The sequence below is a fragment of the Flavobacterium sediminis genome (assembly GCF_003148385.1).
In the GTDB taxonomy this organism is placed as follows: domain Bacteria; phylum Bacteroidota; class Bacteroidia; order Flavobacteriales; family Flavobacteriaceae; genus Flavobacterium; species Flavobacterium sediminis.
On sequence record NZ_CP029463.1, the window covers coordinates 2,440,195 to 2,456,630 of the forward strand.

Here is a 16,436-nt window from a genome sequence, read left to right on the forward strand (position 1 = left end):
CAAAATGTACAGAAAATCTATACCCGAGTGATGTTAACTTGTGTATATCTTTACAAGATTAATTTAAAAGAATAATGAAAAAATCGTTTTTATTTTTTACATCAGTTTTAGTTTTAACTGTTGTTACATTTTATTCTTGTGAAAATAATGTATCTGAAGAAGATAAGTATTCAGATCTTAGAACTGCTCTTAAGAGTATTGAAAACTCATCTCTTTCTAATATGTTAAGAGAATCTTATTCAGAAATTGAAAACAAAGATAACAGCTATGATTATTTAGGATTAGAGTTATATAACTCATTAGATAAAATTTCAGAGAAACTTGTAGAAGTTAAAGAATCATCTGGAAGTAAAGAGACTTTTGACTTATTTGTAGAAAATGAAATGAGTAAATATTCGTATACGGAATTTGATTTGAATGAAAAAGAAGAAATTATTTTAGAAAGCTATTTTAATAGTATTGTTGAAAATGATCGTCTTCAAAAGGCTTTAGAATATGAGCAATTTGTAATAGATAATTTTCAAGATCAAGAAGAAGTTAAGAATGTTTTAATTACTCTTTCTATCGTGAAGTATGAAGAGCAATTTATGAAAGTTAGAAATCCTGATTGTCCGGGGTTCAATTGTTGGGAAATGTGTGTTAATATTTGTATGGGAAACAAATATAAAGACAAAAATATTGTTGATTGGGTTTATTGGATAGCAACAAACCCTGCTGCAAATGTTATGTGGGATTACGCATCATGTAGTTGGGGGTGTTATTAATTTAGACAAAGTAAATTATGAAAACATTATTAAATAATAATAAATATTATATGAACTTAATAATATTTATTTTTTTACTGAGTGTTATTTCTTTTTTTTCAATTAATAACATTATAGCTTCTATATTCAAACACTTTTCTTTTTTTATTTTATTAGGTATATCATTTTATTTTTTTCCTTTTCAAATATTGAAGATAAAATATAAAGATAACAGGACAGTTGAGATTATATCTAAATTAATTTTTGCCTTTTCGGTTACTTTTATAGCTTTATATTCTATCATTAGTGTTGAACCTATAGAAATTTATGGAAAGATAATATCCATTGTGGCAGGCTTTTTTACTTTCTTCTTAATTTTTTATAAAAAACAGGTTGAAAAGGATATGTTAATATCTCATCTTATATTAAACTTTGTTTTATTAGGCGTACTTAAAATGTTCTATTTGTAAAATATACTTTGATTTATATAATAAAAGGCAACCTAAACAGGTTGCTTTTTTAGTTTATCCCACTCTTATTTTTGATGTTTTTTCAGGCGATATGTCCTATTAAAACAGAAGTAGCCGAACTAGCCACACTTTTCATATTGTGGTGCTCTGCAAACCAATATCGGGTATAACCTGATGTATCGGCTAGTTGTGCCGTTTCAACAGATTTTTGAAAGGTTTCAGTGATGGAGCTGCCTTCACAAACGTGAGCCAGATCTAAAAAGGAATAAGGTATCATGAGGCTTAGTTGTATCTTTTCATAAAGTAAACTTATAAAAAAGCCTGTAAAAATCCTTTTTTGTTATCACTCTTTTAACATTCCGATTAAAGGGAATAATGGGGAATAGCCTTAAAAAAATAACATTGACATATTTTTTTGTAATTTATTACAGGTATTATGGATTTAAAAATGTAATAATAATCATAATATTTTGATGAATATGTTTTTTTTACTAAATTGTTGCTTTAAAAATAAAAGCAAGCGCTAAGGAGTAGGCTGCTTTTATAAGAGGAAATTAGACCCAAATCATACCGTGTTTGTTTTCGGATTGAGTTGTAATACAAGTATGTTTTTGTATAGAGAGAACAAAAAGAGATAAGAAAACAATTTAAGAGACTTAAAATGCCATTGAATCTGATAAAAAAGAAGTTCGAATTATACGATCTTGCTCCTTTTTATATTTGTGTAACAAATAGTATAGGAGAGATTTTATATTCCAATAAAAAAGAAGTTGGGATCAATTCACAGGAAGGGGCTCTCAATGTATATAATTGTATTCAGTCACTTTTTCGGGAATCTTACCCGTTAATCAACAAGAAACTCAGAACAATCTTAAATTCTCAAAACACTATTTCTGAAGCTGTAGGGCTTTTGGAGAAGGATACTTTATTAAAAAATATTTTCAGTGTTAAACAAGTTGATGAAGAATTAATCGTATTCTTTTTTAAAACTCAAGAAGAGGAAAGTCAGAACAACTTGTCGGTGTTTTTAGATTCTTTAGTAAATGAAACAGTAGAGGGCGTTATTTGTTATACAATTACAGGTGAGATAGTCGTTTGGAATTTAGAAGCTGAAAAATTGTTCGGAATAAAGGGAAGTGAACTCATCGGGAAAAAAATAACTGAAGTTACGTTAGATATTCCTGTTTTAAGCGAAGACAACGCTTTGTCGGAAATTATAAAACTGAAACAAAGCGAAGCTGCAATTATCGAAAAAGAAATTAAGATAGGTGAGCGATATGTTAAGATCTCAGCCAAATTAATTCATGACAAAACTAATGAGGTCATCGGTGTCAGTAAGTGTTTTTCAGATGTGACACGGTATGTGACAGATAGCCAACTTTTACAAAAGCATGTCGAAAATTTACAGTATTTGAATGATATTTGGGAAAGTTTGTCTCAAAATCTTGATGTTCAGAATATTTTACAAATAGTAACGGATGTCACAACTAAATTTAGCGGAGCAGCTTACGGAGCTTTTTTTTATAACTCGCTAACTGAAGATGGTGAGGCAATGAAACTGTTTACTTTGTCTGGGCTAGGAGAGAAGATTTTATGAAGTTAGGAATGCCTAGAAATACCGATATTTTCAAAAAAACATTTAATAGTAAAGAAGGGTTTATTGCAAACGATGTTACAAAACACTATGATTTCGGAAAGAATTCACCTCATAATGGTTTGCCGAAAGGTCATCTGCCGGTAAGAAGCTATATGTCAATTCCCGTAGTCTCTATGACGGGAGAGAATATGGGAAGTTTATTATTCGGACATCCCGAACCAGGAAAATTTTCACAAGAACATATTAAAATGATGCAAAGTATAGCCAGTCAGGCAGCAGTTGCATTAGAGAACTCCAAATTATTAGAGAATGTAAGGACGTTGTCAGATAAAAAAGACCTGTTCATTACAGTTGTCGGACATGAACTTCGAAGTCCACTGACGACTATTAAAGGTTTTATACAAGTATTAAGCGAAGTCAATCAGGACAATGATCTATGTATATATATTGAAAAAGTACTGGAACAGGTAGAAGCCCTTAACCTTTTAGTGAGCGATCTTTTAGATATAGGACAAATTGAAGCCGGTAAGATATCCTTAGAGAAAAGCGAATTCTGCTTATCAGATTTAGTAAAAAACACGATAGAAACAGTATTATATGCTCAGAATACGCATGAAATCCTATTTGATAATAAGGGACCAATGATGGTCACAGCCGATAAAAGAAGAATTCAGCAAGTATTATATAATTTAATCTACAATGCCGTTAAGTACTCACCGGATGCAGATAAGGTGCTCGTTCAGATAAAAAGTGAAAAAGACGAAGTAATAGTCAAAATAATTGATTACGGAATAGGTATTTCGGAAAAACACATACACAATATCTTTGATAGATTTTACAGAGTTCCGTCAAAGAAAAATATTAGTGGTATAGGAATAGGTCTGTTTTTATGCAGTAAGATCATCAAAAAGCATGGAGGAACACTTTCTGTGAATAGTGTTTTAGATGAAGGTTCAGAATTTATATTTAAAATTCCCCAAAAAAACGTTTAGGTATGAAAATTTTTATTCTTGAAGATAATTTGGCAATTTCTCAATTAGTACTGTTGCTACTTAAACGCAAAGGTTATGATGCTCATGCATTTCATGATATAAACTCCTTGTTAAAAGCTTTAGACAGAACAACTCCTGATTTTTTTGTTCTGGACATGATGTTGCCGGATGGCAACGGAGCAGATCTGGCCAAAGAATTTAAAAGTCTCGAAGGTTTAAAGAATATTCCTATATTAATGATGTCTGCGAGTGTAGACAATATCGTTGAAAGCGGAGAGCTTCATAAAGTGGATTATATCTCGAAACCTTTTGATATCAACGATTTTGTAAACCGAATGGAGAAACTGTTCGAATGTTGATTCGGTTTTATCAGAAATAAAATAGTCCTGTTTAACATTTTTGTTTTTTCTAGTATTGACCTTTTGAGTAAATTTGGGATGCTGTTTTTAATACAAGTGAGCGATTTTTATTTTTTGGCACGACTATTGAAAACAACACATATAGAACCACAAAAAACAAAAAGGTTATGAAAAAAGTTATACTATTATTCGCATTAGCCGGAATGGCAATTTTACAGAGTTGTACAAAAGAAGAATATTATGTTCAGGACGATGGTTATGATAGTGATACTATCAGTGAAGTTTGGGAATATACCAATGTGGATTTTACTTCCACAAATAATTATACTGTAATTTTAGGTTTCCCCCAAGCAACATATACTTCCGATATGGTTTTGGTTTATCGTTTAGCAGCTTATGACGGAGGTGGAGTCGGAGATATCTGGAAACCGCTTCCTGAAACATATTTTTTTCCTGATGGAACTTTAGATTTTGGTTATTCAAATGATTTTAGCCAATATGATACGCAAATCGTATTATCCGGTTATGATTTACCAACATTAAATGATTCTTATAAGTATGACCAAATCTTTAGAGTGGTTGTTATTCCCGGATATTTTGGGAATAAGATGACTGCATCTGTAGATTTTTCAGATTACAATGCCGTCATAGAATATTATCATATAGATGACAGTAATGTCACAAAGATTCCCTTGAAATAAAAATAATATGAGCCTTGATTTTTCAAGGCTTTTTTATTGCCCTTTTCAAAATCCAATATGGCAGTTTCATTTCGTTTTTAGTATCTCATTGCAGAACAATACACTATCTTTGATTTAAAGTTGAAAATGAAAATGAAGTGGTCTGCCCTCAATAAAGGAATTTTAATCAGTTTTGTAATTAGTGCACTGGCAACAGCCCCAAGATTCATTCGTCTGAATAAAGATGATTTGCAATACCTGTTCAATCATTTTATGTACCTGTTCGTACTTACTTTAATGTATTGGATCCTCAGTCAGGCATTTGTTTACAAAAAAAAGAAAGTGATTCTCTATACTGCTATTTTTTTACTACTGTCCGGATTGATTTCTATTTTTTATCAACTGATTCTGGAAGCTTTTTTCGGGGACTTCAGAATACTGTATTCTGATTTTCCGTTGATCCGGGATCTGAATGAAAAAAAACAGCTATTGATGTTGTTCTTTAGGGGAATCCTCTTCAGTGCAATTATTTACTTTATAGTCTTTTATCTCAATTTATTATACGAAAAACAACATGCCTTAACAGAAATAGAGCAATTAAAGAAAGAAAAACTAGAAGCTCAGTTAGATTCTTTAAAGCAGCAGATCAGCCCTCATTTTTTATTCAATTCGCTGAGTACACTTCGTACAATGGTTACCGATGAGAGTTCAAAAGTCTATATCAATAAGTTATCTAATGTATATCGGTATTTACTGAGTTTGAGCGATTCTAATTTAACTTCGTTAAAAGAAGAGTTAGATTTTATTGAATCCTATTTGCATATTGTAAAAGAACGATTTGAAGAAGCAATAGAAGTTTCTGTCAATATTTCAGCAGAAGCGCTACAATTGCAGGTACCGCCTTTAGTATTACAGCTTTTGATCGAAAATGCCATTAAACACAATGTTATTTCTTTTGAGGATCCGTTAAAGATCGAAATTTTTGATAAAGAAAAAATGCTATTCGTTCGAAACAATTACCAACCTAAATCGTCGGTGGAAAAGAGTACCGGTAAAGGCCTGCAGAATATAAAGAAACGCTACGAATATCTTTCGGAACAAGAAATAGAGATAGCTGTAAAGGATGATTATTTCACTGTAAAACTCCCTTTGTTATGAAAGAGAAAACCTCTTCTTTAAGTTAAAGGATATGTAGGAGGAATTCAATATACTTTTATTATTTTGAATACATTATAAATATATTTTAATAAAATTATGGATTGTATTTCAGGTTTTCGGACGAATGTGGTGTTGTACACATCCTGATATCAAAAACGGAACCAATTAATACATTAAACGAAATAAGATGCTGACAGTTTTAATTATAGAAGACGAAATAAAAACGGCTCGGGAATTGAAGAAGAGTATTGAGCAGTCATTTGAAGAAGTTACGGTTTTAGATATGCTAGCTTCAATCAAAAGTACGGTTCGATGGTTAAAGGAGAATTCCCGTCCGGATATTATCTTTTCAGATATCCAACTAGCCGACGGGCTAAGTTTTGAGATCTTTAGGCAGGTCGAAGTACAAACACCTATAATTTTTTGTACAGCTTATGATGAATATGCTATTGAGGCTTTTAAAACCAATGGAATAGATTACCTGCTGAAACCTATTGATGACGATAAATTAAAGCAAAGTATTCAGAAATATCAAAACTTAAAGAAAGCGTTGGTTCCAACAGATCGTTTACCTAATTATACAACGATTCAAACCCTAGTGAATTCGGTATCTGAGAATCAGTATAAGAAAACCGTTCTGGTTCATTTTCAGGAAAAGATCATTCCGTTAGCAACAGAGCAGATCGCTTATATTCATTACGAATTAGGGAATGTTTACATCGTGACATTTGAGAAAAAAAGATATTTTATCAACCAGACTCTGGATGAATTTGAAACACTGTTGCATCCTGATCAGTTTTTTAGAGCTAACCGTCAGTTCATAGTGAATCGGACAGCAATACAATCGTTGGAGAATTATTTTTCCAGAAGAATGTTGCTTAAGTTACAACTACCCGTTTCTCAGGAAATTATAATCAGTAAGACCAAATCACCCCTATTGATAAAATGGATTGAAAAATTTTAATACACACCTTGTGCCGTTCAGTTTTTATTTTGTCACTTTCATAATGGAAGTTTAAAAGCCAAAAACAGGAAATGTTACTTTTGAGTAAGAAATTAAAAACAAGAATTATGAAAAAGTTGATCTATTCCTTAAAAAGGCTGACAATAATAACAGTGCTTTTTATGTCGGCTCAGGTGGTAGTTTCTTGTAGTGATGACGAAACTGATTCATCTGAAACATTACAGGAGCAAGATGTTGTTGAAATAATCGAAAATTCTTTAAAAGAAGATACCGGAGGATTGTCTAAAACCATTGAAGTAACCGTTTCATTGGCAGGCGAGCAGGGAGTCTATACAGAAACACCGGATATTAATTGCGGAGAAACATACAATCATAACTATTCATTTCAAAATGAAGTTAATAGCTATTCAGCAAATTACCAATTTGTATCGACTTATCAGATGAATTGTGCCGGGAACTCTGCTCCTGAAAATTTTTCATATCAGTTTACTAATACAGGAAACTATGATACGCCTAGAATGACTTCTGATGACAGTTCAAATGCCGATTGGAACTTAACAGGGTTAAATACTTTAGTAGATAATATATCTTTAAACGGTTCTTATGAGCGCAACGGTTCTCAGGTTTCTAAAGTGCGCTATAGGAATTCATTTACCAGTACGTTAACATATAGCATCTCTGATTTGCAAGTAAACAAAACATCTTATGAAATTCAGGCCGGTACAGCTTCTGTGCATTTTGTCGGAACAGTTTCAAACGGAAATCAATATACATACAATGGTTCTGTTACATTCAACGGTGACGGAACAGCAACATTAGTTATCAACGGAAATACTTATATTATTAATCTTTAACAACTAAAAAAATGAAAAAAGCAGTAGTATTGCTTGCCGTTTTCTTTGTAAGCTTCGGAGCTTTTGCACAAGAAAAAACTACAGAAGAGAAAGCAACAGAAATGACGGAAAGAATGAAAGAACAAATCGGGTTCAATGAAGAAACCGAAAAAAAAGTTCAGGAGATCAATTTAGATTTTGTAACTAAAACAGAAGAGATCAAAGAAAAGGATTCCGGTAGAATGACAAAGTTTAAGGAATTAAAAGCTTTAGGAGAAGAAAGAGAGACTCAACTGAAAGAAGTCTTGACTGAAGAAGAATTTGAAGCCTTTAAAGACCATAAGACAGAGAATAGAAAGGAAATGAAACAACGATTTAAAGCCAATAGGAGTAAATAGTTTTATAAGTTGATTAGAGTGCACCTCATATCGGATGAGGTGTTTTTCTTTTTTAATAAAGTCTGGAATGAAAATTATAATTAGTTTTTTGATCTTTTTCTGTATTGGGTTTCAAACGGCTAACTCTGATGCAATTATTGGACAATGGGAAAATCCGGACGGAACACGTAGAATAGAGATATTTAAAGGAGAAAAAGCGTATTTGGGAAAAGTAGTTTGGTTAAAAGTAAAAGAACCGAAAGCTAAACCCGGAGATATCGTATTGGACGATTTTCAATTTCAGGATAGTTACTGGAATGGGAAAATCACTTTGCCGGGGAAAGTCATATTTTTAATGCTGAATTGCGGTTGCAGTCTCGGGATCGGTTGGAAATTAAAGTGTTTTACCACAATATGAGTCGAAAGAAAGTTTGGAAGCGAATCCCATAACTTGTTTTTTTGGCAAAAAATGCTAAATTTGTGAGTAAAGCTTTAGGTATGAAAATACACTCTTTTTTAAAATACGGATTAATAATATCAGTTCTTTTGGCTATTTTCAGTTTTGCAACATATAAGAGCGATGCCATTGTTGGCAAATGGGAAAGTCCGGATAAAGACCGTAGAATAGAAGTGTATAAAAAAGACAATTTTTACTTTGGTAAGATCATTTGGCAGAAACCCGATAAATTCAGAGCTGAAGTAGGAGATATAGTAATTCGTGATATTGAATACCAGAATCCACACTGGGAAGGTAAAATTTGGGTACCTGAAATTAAATCCGATTTTACGGCTAATATTTCATTGCCTACACATAATGAACTTCGTGTTGAAGCAACTAACGGTTTTATAAAAAAAGTAAAAGTATGGAATAGGGTAAAGTAATTCTATCCGATATTTGTCCGTTGAAGCCTTTTTTTGTCCTTTTCATAGTGTAAAAAAATAAAAATAGCACATTCTTTTATTTCTTTGAAATAAAGTTTTGGCTATGAAAAAAATACTACTCTATATATTAAATGTCTTACCAATAATATGCGGAGCCCAAATTGCTTATCCTTCGGGTTCATTTGCTTCTGCAGGAAGTTCCTACTTGATTTCTAATACCACAGCAGCCCTTTCAGGGATCGATTTTGTACAAACAGGCACAGCCTATTCATGGGATTACAGTATATTACAAGCCAATACACAAGAAACAATTACCTGGGATGATCCTAATAATTCAGGATATAAAGCAACTTGGTGTTTGAGTAATGGATATGTGGTAAATTGTAATACTCAGTTTAATGCTCAGTTCAATTTGGCAAATCAACAGGTAGAAGGTATTCAGATACAAGGTTATGGCTTAACGAATGTTGTTAACCATTACGATAAGTCGGCTACAGGTTTAGCATGTAAAATGGTAGGAGCGTCACTAACGGTTAGTGGAATTACAGTGCCTTTTACTTTTGATTATACGATTCCGGATACGGTTTATAATTTCCCCATAGTCTATAACGATGCGTATACCAATCACAGTGAATTTGAAATTGATTTGAGTACTTTGGGGTTTCCGGTACAGTACGAATCTCAATTAGATAGAACAAATACTATAGAAGGTTGGGGAAGTTTAACAACACCTTACGGCATTTTTACAGATGTTTTAAAAATGAAAACGGTAGAAATAAGTAATGATACGATCATAACACAGACGGATACTATACCTATGCAACGAACTGTAATTACATACAAATGGTTTGATGCTAACTTCGGTATTCCGGTATTACAAGTAACCGGGGACGAAATCGCAGGAGTTTGGACACCGGCTTCGGTAACTTATATTGACAATCCGCAATGTCTGACCCCGGTAGCCTTATTTGCTTATTCGCCTTTGCTGAGTGATTACGATCCTGTAAGTCAACAGGCTTCAGTTTCTTTCATCAATACGAGTGCTAATTACGATTCGGTTCTTTGGGATTTTGGTGACGGAACTACCAGTACAGAGGTTAATCCTGCTCATACGTATGCTTGCCCCGGTATTAAACAGGTTACATTAACAGTGATTAATGAATTCTGCGATCCGGATGCTACAGATAGTATCACGATACCCTTAACAATAACCGATTCTCAAAATGCTTTTACTACGACTGTTACGGTTAGTTCAGGAACTTTGATTGCTGATAGAGATTTGGCAGGAACTACGTATCAATGGGTAGATTGTGGTAACGGAAATACAGAAATAACAGGAGAAACCAATCAAAGTTTTACGCCTGTTCAGGATGGAAATTATGCAGTAATACTTACTACTAACGGATGTCAGGATATATCTGATTGTGTTGCGTTTGCTGTTTTGGGAACGCAAAGTTTTAATGGTGAAACACAGGATTTAGTTATTTATCCTAATCCGGTTAAAGATAATTTTGAGATCAGAACAAATATTCCGGTCAAAAAAATTGCAATATATAACGCTTTAGGTATGTTGGTTGCAACCGAAAATAATTTGTCATCGCTCCCAAAAGGAGTATACGGGGTTGAAGTTTATCTGGCAGATCATTCGGTTGTATTCCGACAGCTTATTAAAAATTGATTTTATTCATTTTTAAGTAACCGATATGCACTTCGTCAGGAGGTTGATTACCGGGTATAATATTTAAAGTATATTCTTTTTTAAATTTATCAGAAAGAATTTCTTCAATGTCATAAATTTCATCAATAGCAACACCATATTGATCATCTATATGAGACACAGCGCCTTTAAAACTGAAATTTTGATAAAAATGAGTTTGTTTTGCTTTTTTAATGGCTTCACTTTTTGATGTAGCAACTATGAGAAGTTTGTGGTGAAATTCTTCAAATTGCCCCGGTTGATATCCTCCTAAATTAATAAAGAAAAGTTGATAGGTCTTTTCTTTAGCTTGTGCTTTCGGTATAACTTTAATAGAAAAATCTTCTACCTGAGTCACCTTTTGCCAGGCATCAATGTGAATCTGCTGTTCGGCTTCAGGCCAAAAAGTATACATATCAGGAATAAGATCTTGTAGTGTTGTACCTATTCCGAAAAAAATATCATGCTGTTCCGTTATACGCCCTTTTGGGGTACACCCTAGCATTATCATATATAAATTAGTAGAAATCATATATGCAAATATATTGATTTTTGAAATACCCTAAAAAAACAAGGGGCTGTATTAATGAAGTTGTAATTTTTTGTATATTTGCCATGAATTTTTAAAGGTATAATTAAAATAAAACACAACTTTATGTCGACATTTCGTTTTCAGACCTTAAAAGAAACGGCTAACAGAAAGCCTGTTTCTGTTGAAAATCTAGACAAAAAATCTGTAATTTTCGGCAGCAATGTTTTTAATGATAAAGCAATGCGCCAATATTTAACTCCGGAAGCTTATAAAGCGGTAAAGAGTGCTATCGTAAACGGAACCAAGATCGATAGAAACACGGCTGAGCATGTGGCAATGGGAATGAAAGAATGGGCTTTGTCAAAAGGAGTTACACATTACACACACTGGTTTCAGCCTTTAACCGGTGCTACAGCAGAAAAGCATGATGCTTTCTTTGAAACTTCATTTGATGGATCTGACCCTGTAGAAAAATTCGGGGGAGGTCAATTAGTACAGCAAGAACCGGATGCTTCTTCATTTCCTAACGGAGGTATTCGTAATACATTTGAAGCTCGTGGATATACAGCTTGGGATCCTACGTCTCCTGCTTTTATCTTCGGAACAACTTTGTGTATTCCTACGATCTTCGTTTCTTATACAGGAGAAGCATTAGATTATAAAACACCTTTGTTAAGAGCTTTGAATGCTGTTGATAATGCAGCAACGGCTGTAGCAAAATATTTTGATAAAAATGTTAAAAAGGTAACTCCGACTTTAGGTTGGGAACAAGAATATTTCTTAGTAGACAGGGCTTTAGCTGCAGCACGTCCTGATTTAACATTAACCGGACGTACTTTATTAGGACATACTTCTGCAAAAGGACAACAATTAGAAGACCATTATTTCGGTTCTATTCCGACTCGTGTTTTAAATTACATGAGGGATTTAGAAAATGAATGTATGTTACTGGGAATTCCGGTAAAAACACGTCACAATGAGGTAGCACCTAATCAGTTTGAATTGGCTCCTATTTTTGAGGAAACAAACTTAGCGGTTGACCACAACTCATTATTGATGGATGTAATGCAAAAAGTGGGTGAACGTCATGATTTTAAAGTATTGTTACATGAAAAACCTTTTAAAGGCGTAAACGGATCCGGTAAGCATAACAACTGGTCTATGGCTACTGATACCGGAATTAATTTATTAAGTCCGGGGAAAACACCTATGAGTAATTTACAGTTCTTAACTTTCTTCATAAATACCATTAAAGCTGTTAATGAATATGAAGAATTATTGAGAGCTTCTATCGCTTCAGCCAGTAATGATCACCGCTTGGGAGCAAATGAAGCACCACCTGCAATTATTTCAGTCTTTATCGGGCAACAGTTAACAGCTGTTTTAGAAGAATTAGAAGGAGTTTCTAACGGGAAATTATCTCCGAAAGAAAAAACAGATCTTAAATTAAACGTAGTAGGTAAAATTCCGGATGTATTATTAGATAATACAGATAGAAACAGAACGTCTCCATTTGCATTTACAGGAAATAAATTTGAGTTAAGAGCCGTTGGGTCATTAGCGAATTGTGCTAACCCGATGACGACTTTAAATTCAATTGTTGCTAAACAATTAACAGACTTCAAAAAAGAAGTTGATGCTTTAATCGATAAAAAAGGACTTAAGAAAGACGAAGCGATCTTCAACGTATTAAGAGAATATATCAAACAATCTCGCAACATTTTGTTTGAAGGAGACGGATATAGTGAAGCTTGGGAAAAAGAAGCTGCAAAACGCGGATTAAGTAATCATAAAACAACTCCGGAAGCTTTAAAAGCTAAAGTTTCTAAAAAAGCGATCACCTTGTTTGAAGAGTTGAGCATCATGAACCATGTTGAGGTAGAAGCGCGTTATGAGATCGAATTGGAAGAATACATCAAAAAAATTCAGATCGAAAGTCGTGTTTTAGGAGATATAGCTCGTAATCATGTTATTCCGACAGCGATTCGTTACCAAAACACATTGATTGAAAATGTTAAAGGATTAAAAGAAATCTTCGGAAAAGATTTTGAACAATATGCTAAAGAGCAAGTAGCTTTGGTTAAAGAGATTTCTGAACATATTGAAGCTATTAACTCTAAAGTAGATCAAATGACAGAAGAGCGTAAAAAAGCAAACAATCTTTCTTCTACTGAAGAAATGGCAAGTGCTTACTGCTTCTTAGTAAAACCATATTTTGAATTGATACGTTATCATGCCGATAAGCTAGAATTATTGGTAGATGATGAGATGTGGACTCTTGTAAAATACAGAGAGTTACTTTTCATCCGATAATTTCATATAAATCACAGTTAGTTTTGCCTGCACCTTTTAAAGGTGCAGGTTTTTTTATACTAAAAACTATTTTCAGACGTTATGGAAAGACAGTAAGATTAAAAGAATAAATTTAAAAACGAAGAGCAATACTTTTTGTATAGAACATTAATTTTAAAAGACTAAAGTTTTAAGATTAGCAAAAAAAGTTGTTACTTCGTAAAAAAAATAAAATGAACCGTATTTTTTATTTGTTATTTTTATTTTTTTCGTTCACAGCTTTTTCTCAAGATACTATTTCATTCTATTTTGAAACCGATAAATACGAATTATCTGCTACCGAAAAAATCAGATTGAGAGAGTGGATAATAAAGAATCGAAAATCAAAGATTTTATCGATCAGAGGTTATACAGACGAAGTGGGGACCAATCAGTACAATGATACACTATCACAAAAAAGAGTGAAATCCATTTATCGCTCTATTGTCGGAAAAATTAAAATCAGAGAAGACTTTAAGACTATCAGTTACGGAGAGAACTTTAAACAATCTGAAATTAAAGCTGAAAATCGCCGTGCCTCCATTTATTACCTCAAAGAAGAAGATCTGGATAAAGAACAGGAAGTATTAGGGTTGCCTCCGGTTACAATAGAAAAAGAAGAAGAAATTGTAGAAATTCCGGACGATGCTCCGCTTCATGTAAAAGTAGCGGCAGCAAAAGTGGGAGACAAAATTATTCTGAAAAATATTAACTTCTATCAGAATACGTTTCAAACTACACAAGAGTCACAAGCTGCTTTGTATGATCTGTTGTTTGTCTTACAAAATAACCCTAACCTTACCATTCAGATACAAGGACATATTTGCTGTGTAGATAGCGATAGAAGAAACTTGTCTTTAGAACGGGCAAAACAGGTTCGTCGTTTTTTAATGTATAAAGGAATCCCTATGCACCGGGTATCAGTAACTGGATATGGTGTGCGGTATCCTATTTATCCCATTCCGGAAGATAATGAAGAACAGGCGGCGGCCAACAGAAGAGTTGAAATAGAAATTTTAAGTAAGTAATATGAAATTCACAAAACTAATTATGTTTTTATTAATGGTTACATTGCCTTTTGTAAGTTGTAATGATAACTGTTCAGACGTAGATGCTCCGGATTCGGCATCTTTGTTTATTTCATGTATTGATGAGGTTTCTGGGGAGAATGTTTTTGAAAATGAAACTTTTTCAGGAGATCAGATCGTAGTGACCGATGAGGATGACGAATTAGTTTCATTTAGTTTTATTGAAACTAAAAACTTTATACATATTACTTTTCCGGCCGGTTTGGTAGAAGGTAAAATTATCACCGTTAAATTAGAAAATACTGAAACTTCAGATGTAAGAGAAATAGAAATTCATTTGGATGTTGTTTCCCAAGAAGAAGAATGTTACACGTTGTATAAAGTAGATAACGTGGTGTTTCCTAATAATGAAAGTGAATTAATCGATGGAATTTACGAAGTAAAAATTTAGAACATCTGACTTAAATTTTAATTTCTGAATTCTAAATTTAAAAACTATCTTTGCAGCACAACAAAAACTGGAGTTATTTCGGTAAAAAGAGAGATAATTTCTAACTAACAACACAACGTTTAATGAGCTCTGAAAATAGCAAACGCTACAATTTAAGAGGGGTTTCCGCTTCAAAGGAAGATGTTCACAATGCAATCAAAAACATTGACAAAGGATTGTTCCCCAAAGCTTTCTGTAAAATTATACCGGATTATCTAACCAATGATGATCAACACTGTATCATAATGCATGCCGATGGTGCCGGAACCAAATCGTCATTAGCTTATATGTATTGGAAAGAAACAGGAGATCTGTCTGTATGGAAAGGCATTGCTCAAGATGCTTTGATCATGAATATTGATGATTTACTTTGTGTGGGAGCAACCGATAATATTTTGTTGTCATCAACTATAGGACGAAACAAAAATCTAGTTCCCGGCGAAGTGATCTCGGCGATTATCAACGGAACAGAAGAATTAATTTCAGATCTAAAAGAACACGGGGTTACGATCCATTCTACAGGGGAGAAACTGCCGATGTGGGTGACTTAGTTCGTACTATTATTGTCGATTCAACGGTAACGGCTCGCATGAAACGAGAAAATGTTATTGATAACGCTAATATTCAAGCAGGTGATGTTATTGTAGGTTTGGCTTCATTCGGTCAAGCAACTTACGAAAAAGGATACAATGGCGGAATGGGAAGTAACGGATTAACGTCTGCTCGTCATGATGTTTTTGCTAAATATTTGGCCGAAAAATATCCGGAAAGTTTCGATGCTTCTGTGCCAAATGAACTAGTGTATTCCGGTCAAACCAAATTGACTGATGCTGTTGAAAATAGCCCAATTGACGCCGGTAAATTAGTGCTTTCTCCAACGAGAACTTACGCACCGGTTATCAAAAAGATTTTAGAAAAATACAATGCAAATGATATTCACGGAATGGTGCATTGTAGTGGGGGAGCACAAACAAAGGTTCTTCACTTTGTTGATAACGTTCACGTGATAAAAGATAATTTGTTTCCGGTTCCGCCGTTATTCAAATTGATACATGAGCAATCAAAAACCGATTGGAAAGAAATGTATCAGGTATTCAATTGCGGACATCGAATGGAACTTTACATTCCGGCTGAATTAGCAAATGATATTATTGAAATTTCAAGATCGTTCAATATTGAAGCACAGATCATTGGTAGAGTAGAGGTGTCAAATGAGAAAAAATTAACGATCACATCAGAATACGGAATATTTGAATATTAATAATAGTAGTTTTTTCAAGTTCAAGTTGTTTCCGTGTTACTAT

The 16,436-nt window shown here is 33.4% G+C and carries 18 protein-coding genes and 1 pseudogene; 17 read left to right on the forward strand and 2 right to left on the reverse strand.

Going from position 1 to position 16,436, the window contains the following annotated elements; genetic code table 11:
• Positions 1 to 74: 74 nt before the first annotated feature.
• Together DI487_RS11245 and DI487_RS11250 are read left to right on the forward strand one after the other, a co-directional pair.
• Complete coding sequence (locus DI487_RS11245) at positions 75 to 764, forward strand: hypothetical protein (protein WP_109569732.1); 690 nt, start codon at positions 75 to 77, stop codon at positions 762 to 764.
• Between the two features lie 17 nt (positions 765 to 781).
• Positions 782 to 1,213, forward strand: coding sequence for a hypothetical protein (locus tag DI487_RS11250; protein WP_109569733.1), 432 nt, complete (start codon positions 782 to 784; stop codon positions 1,211 to 1,213).
• A gap of 82 nt (positions 1,214 to 1,295) precedes the next feature.
• Here DI487_RS11250 and DI487_RS11255 read toward each other — a convergent pair whose 3' ends face one another.
• Positions 1,296 to 1,490, reverse strand: a complete 195-nt coding sequence (locus DI487_RS11255; protein ID WP_109569734.1) for an LLM class flavin-dependent oxidoreductase — start codon at positions 1,488 to 1,490, stop codon at positions 1,296 to 1,298.
• 384 nt (positions 1,491 to 1,874) lie between these two features.
• On the opposite strand from DI487_RS11255, the gene DI487_RS11260 reads away from it, so the two are divergent.
• The 11 genes from DI487_RS11260 to DI487_RS11310 all read left to right on the forward strand — a co-directional run bounded on the left by DI487_RS11260 (position 1,875) and on the right by DI487_RS11310 (position 10,733).
• The gene (locus tag DI487_RS11260; protein ID WP_109569735.1) at positions 1,875 to 2,810 is read left to right on the forward strand and encodes a PAS domain-containing protein; all 936 of its coding nucleotides are present in this window, start codon (positions 1,875 to 1,877) and stop codon (positions 2,808 to 2,810) included.
• Complete coding sequence (locus tag DI487_RS11265) at positions 2,807 to 3,802, forward strand: GAF domain-containing sensor histidine kinase (RefSeq protein WP_109569736.1); 996 nt, start codon at positions 2,807 to 2,809, stop codon at positions 3,800 to 3,802. Before DI487_RS11260 ends, DI487_RS11265 begins: the two co-directional genes overlap by 4 nt.
• 2 nt (positions 3,803 to 3,804) lie before the next feature.
• On the forward strand, positions 3,805 to 4,161 hold the full coding sequence (locus DI487_RS11270) for a response regulator transcription factor (RefSeq protein WP_109569737.1): 357 nt from the start codon (positions 3,805 to 3,807) through the stop codon (positions 4,159 to 4,161).
• Between the two features lie 167 nt (positions 4,162 to 4,328).
• A complete protein-coding gene (locus DI487_RS11275) occupies positions 4,329 to 4,862 on the forward strand; it encodes a hypothetical protein (RefSeq protein ID WP_146193454.1) in 534 nt (177 codons plus the stop codon).
• 132 nt (positions 4,863 to 4,994) lie between these two features.
• Positions 4,995 to 5,999, forward strand: coding sequence for a sensor histidine kinase (locus DI487_RS11280; RefSeq protein WP_170108202.1), 1,005 nt, complete (start codon positions 4,995 to 4,997; stop codon positions 5,997 to 5,999).
• Between the two features lie 187 nt (positions 6,000 to 6,186).
• Positions 6,187 to 6,963: a LytR/AlgR family response regulator transcription factor gene (locus DI487_RS11285; protein WP_109569740.1), complete on the forward strand. Its 777-nt coding sequence runs from the start codon at positions 6,187 to 6,189 to the stop codon at positions 6,961 to 6,963.
• A 107-nt stretch (positions 6,964 to 7,070) separates the two neighbouring features.
• Positions 7,071 to 7,817 (forward strand): hypothetical protein, encoded by a 747-nt coding sequence (locus DI487_RS11290; RefSeq protein ID WP_146193456.1) that lies wholly within the window; start codon positions 7,071 to 7,073, stop codon positions 7,815 to 7,817.
• Between the two features lie 11 nt (positions 7,818 to 7,828).
• On the forward strand, positions 7,829 to 8,194 hold the full coding sequence (locus DI487_RS11295) for a hypothetical protein (protein WP_109569742.1): 366 nt from the start codon (positions 7,829 to 7,831) through the stop codon (positions 8,192 to 8,194).
• Positions 8,195 to 8,261: 67 nt separating this feature from the next.
• A complete protein-coding gene (locus tag DI487_RS11300; protein ID WP_109569743.1) occupies positions 8,262 to 8,591 on the forward strand; it encodes a DUF2147 domain-containing protein in 330 nt (109 codons plus the stop codon).
• 62 nt (positions 8,592 to 8,653) lie between these two features.
• Complete coding sequence (locus DI487_RS11305) at positions 8,654 to 9,055, forward strand: DUF2147 domain-containing protein (RefSeq protein ID WP_146193457.1); 402 nt, start codon at positions 8,654 to 8,656, stop codon at positions 9,053 to 9,055.
• Positions 9,056 to 9,158: 103 nt separating this feature from the next.
• Positions 9,159 to 10,733, forward strand: a complete 1,575-nt coding sequence (locus tag DI487_RS11310) for a PKD domain-containing protein (RefSeq protein WP_170108203.1) — start codon at positions 9,159 to 9,161, stop codon at positions 10,731 to 10,733.
• Here the strand turns inward: DI487_RS11310 and DI487_RS11315 are convergent.
• Complete coding sequence (locus DI487_RS11315) at positions 10,723 to 11,256, reverse strand: DUF1543 domain-containing protein (RefSeq protein ID WP_317046216.1); 534 nt, start codon at positions 11,254 to 11,256, stop codon at positions 10,723 to 10,725. The two genes, DI487_RS11310 and DI487_RS11315, sit on opposite strands and share 11 nt — an antisense overlap.
• 150 nt (positions 11,257 to 11,406) lie before the next feature.
• Between DI487_RS11315 and DI487_RS11320 the strand changes: the two genes are divergently transcribed.
• The 4 genes and pseudogenes from DI487_RS11320 to DI487_RS11335 all read left to right on the forward strand — a co-directional run bounded on the left by DI487_RS11320 (position 11,407) and on the right by DI487_RS11335 (position 16,393).
• Positions 11,407 to 13,596, forward strand: coding sequence for a glutamine synthetase III family protein (locus DI487_RS11320; RefSeq protein ID WP_109569746.1), 2,190 nt, complete (start codon positions 11,407 to 11,409; stop codon positions 13,594 to 13,596).
• A gap of 212 nt (positions 13,597 to 13,808) precedes the next feature.
• Entirely contained in the window at positions 13,809 to 14,642 is an 834-nt protein-coding gene (locus tag DI487_RS11325) for an OmpA family protein (RefSeq protein WP_109569747.1), read from the forward strand.
• A gap of 1 nt (position 14,643) precedes the next feature.
• Positions 14,644 to 15,093, forward strand: coding sequence for a hypothetical protein (locus DI487_RS11330; protein WP_109569748.1), 450 nt, complete (start codon positions 14,644 to 14,646; stop codon positions 15,091 to 15,093).
• Positions 15,094 to 15,215: 122 nt separating this feature from the next.
• Positions 15,216 to 16,393: pseudogene (locus tag DI487_RS11335) on the forward strand (AIR synthase related protein).
• Positions 16,394 to 16,436: the final 43 nt, after the last annotated feature.

Bases quoted from the DNA above. Each gene is read 5' to 3' on its own strand.
- DI487_RS11245 (WP_109569732.1), top strand. From the start codon at position 75: ATGAAAAAATCGTTTTTATTTTTTACATCAGTTTTAGTTTTAACTGTT.
- DI487_RS11300 (WP_109569743.1), top strand. From the start codon at position 8,262: ATGAAAATTATAATTAGTTTTTTGATCTTTTTCTGTATTGGGTTTCAA.
- DI487_RS11250 (WP_109569733.1), top strand. From the start codon at position 782: ATGAAAACATTATTAAATAATAATAAATATTATATGAACTTAATAATA.
- DI487_RS11295 (WP_109569742.1), top strand. From the start codon at position 7,829: ATGAAAAAAGCAGTAGTATTGCTTGCCGTTTTCTTTGTAAGCTTCGGA.
- DI487_RS11285 (WP_109569740.1), top strand. From the start codon at position 6,187: ATGCTGACAGTTTTAATTATAGAAGACGAAATAAAAACGGCTCGGGAA.
- DI487_RS11290 (WP_146193456.1), top strand. From the start codon at position 7,071: ATGAAAAAGTTGATCTATTCCTTAAAAAGGCTGACAATAATAACAGTG.
- DI487_RS11280 (WP_170108202.1), top strand. From the start codon at position 4,995: ATGAAGTGGTCTGCCCTCAATAAAGGAATTTTAATCAGTTTTGTAATT.
- DI487_RS11275 (WP_146193454.1), top strand. From the start codon at position 4,329: ATGAAAAAAGTTATACTATTATTCGCATTAGCCGGAATGGCAATTTTA.
- DI487_RS11270 (WP_109569737.1), top strand. From the start codon at position 3,805: ATGAAAATTTTTATTCTTGAAGATAATTTGGCAATTTCTCAATTAGTA.
- DI487_RS11330 (WP_109569748.1), top strand. From the start codon at position 14,644: ATGAAATTCACAAAACTAATTATGTTTTTATTAATGGTTACATTGCCT.
- DI487_RS11255 (WP_109569734.1), bottom strand. From the start codon at position 1,490: ATGATACCTTATTCCTTTTTAGATCTGGCTCACGTTTGTGAAGGCAGC.
- DI487_RS11260 (WP_109569735.1), top strand. From the start codon at position 1,875: ATGCCATTGAATCTGATAAAAAAGAAGTTCGAATTATACGATCTTGCT.
- DI487_RS11310 (WP_170108203.1), top strand. From the start codon at position 9,159: ATGAAAAAAATACTACTCTATATATTAAATGTCTTACCAATAATATGC.
- DI487_RS11325 (WP_109569747.1), top strand. From the start codon at position 13,809: ATGAACCGTATTTTTTATTTGTTATTTTTATTTTTTTCGTTCACAGCT.
- DI487_RS11320 (WP_109569746.1), top strand. From the start codon at position 11,407: ATGTCGACATTTCGTTTTCAGACCTTAAAAGAAACGGCTAACAGAAAG.
- DI487_RS11265 (WP_109569736.1), top strand. From the start codon at position 2,807: ATGAAGTTAGGAATGCCTAGAAATACCGATATTTTCAAAAAAACATTT.
- DI487_RS11315 (WP_317046216.1), bottom strand. From the start codon at position 11,256: ATGCTAGGGTGTACCCCAAAAGGGCGTATAACGGAACAGCATGATATT.